Annotated in this window: 2 protein-coding genes; one reads left to right on the plus strand and one right to left on the minus strand. The window is 67.9% G+C overall.

Annotation, left to right across the window (positions count from 1 at the left end):
- On the plus strand, positions 1-1,310 hold a 1,310-nt coding region (locus tag AC2VOP_RS00915; protein WP_486959214.1), incomplete at its 5' end, for an acyl-CoA dehydrogenase family protein.
- Positions 1,311-1,318: 8 nt separating this feature from the next.
- On the opposite strand, the gene AC2VOP_RS00920 is transcribed toward AC2VOP_RS00915, so the two are convergent.
- Positions 1,319-1,541, minus strand: a 223-nt coding sequence (locus tag AC2VOP_RS00920) for a GmrSD restriction endonuclease domain-containing protein (RefSeq protein WP_486959215.1), incomplete at its 5' end; no start/stop codon positions are given.

Genomic DNA, 1,541 nt, shown 5'->3' on the forward strand with positions numbered 1-1,541 from the left:
CGCTGGTCAAGGCGTACGCGCCGCCCGACGTGCGCGACCACGTGCTGGCCAAGTTCGCCTCGGGCGAGTGGGACGGCGAGACCGCCCAGCTGCTGACCGAGCGCGCCGGCGGCAGCGATCTGGGCGCGCTAGAGACGACGGCAACCCGGCACGGCGACGGCTGCACGTGGCTTCTCAATGGCTTCAAGTGGTTCGCGTCGAACTGCAACGGCGAGGTGTTCGTCGTGCTGGCCAAGCCGGAGGGGGCGGCGGATTCGACTCGCGGCGTAGCCAACTTCCTGGTGCTGCGGACACGCCGCGACGGAACCCGCAACGGTGTGCGTATCCGCCGGCTCAAGGACAAGCTCGGCACCCGATCGGTGGCATCGGGCGAGATCGAATTCGCCGATGCCGAGGCGTTTTTGCTCTCCGGCGAACCGAGCGCCGAATCAGGTCCAGCGGGTCCGTCCGACGGCAGGGGGTTGAGCCGGATGATGGAGCTGACGAACGCGGCGCGGCTGGGCATCGCGTCATTCGCCCTCGGCAACGCGCGCCGCGCGCTGGTCGAGTCGTTGTGCTACGCCCAGCGCCGGGAAGCGTTCGGCGCCAAGCTCGCTGACAAGCCGTTGATGCGGCGCAAGCTGGCCGAGATGATCGTCGACGTCGAAGCCGCACAGGCGCTGGTGTTCGACGGCACCGGCGCGGTGAACCATCGCCAGCCGCGGGCGTTGCCGCAACGCATCGCGGTGCCGGTGACCAAGCTGAAGGTCTGTCGGCTCGGCATCACCATGGCCTCGGACGCGATCGAAATTCACGGGGGCAACGGCTACGTCGAAACCTGGCCGGTGGCAAGAATTTTGCGCGATGCGCAGGTGAATCCGATCTGGGAGGGCCCGGACAACATTCTGTGCCTGGACGTGGCCCGCGGGATCCAGCGCAGCCAGGCGCACGAGCCGCTGCTGGCCCGGATGCGCGACGCGGTGTCGGTGTCCGACGACGACGACACCACCCGGTTGGTGTCACGCCGCATCGAGGATCTGGACGCGGCGATCACCGCGTGGACCAAACTCGACGGTCGGAACAGAACAGTTGCCGAGGCTCGGCTGTTTGCGCTGGCGACGTTCATGGGCGACGTCTACGCCGGTGCGCTGCTGACCGAACGAGCCGCCTGGGAACGGGCGGAAATTGGCACGGACCGCAAAGCGCTGGTCGCCAGGCTGTACGCACAGCGGTATCTGGCCGACCGCGGACCGCTGCGTGGCCTCGACGCCGAGGGCGACGAGGCGATCGAGCGTTTCGGCGAGCTGGTGGACGGAGCGCTGGCGCTGTAGCGCTGCGGCTATCCCGCGCAACCGGTTGTCAGGACGCGCGCGATCGCGTCATGCTCGGCCTGGGTTACCCACAGCCCGTAGGCCGCCTTGACGTCGACGATTCGGGAGACGTAGGTGCAACGGTAGGACTTGTTGGGCGGCAACCACGTCGCGGCATCGCCGGCTTCCTTTTGTTCGTTGATCCAGCCCTCGGTGGCCTGCAGGTTCAGCGGATCGTTGGCGAAGTTGCGC

It is taken from the genome of Mycobacterium sp. TH-M106 (genome assembly GCF_057473765.1).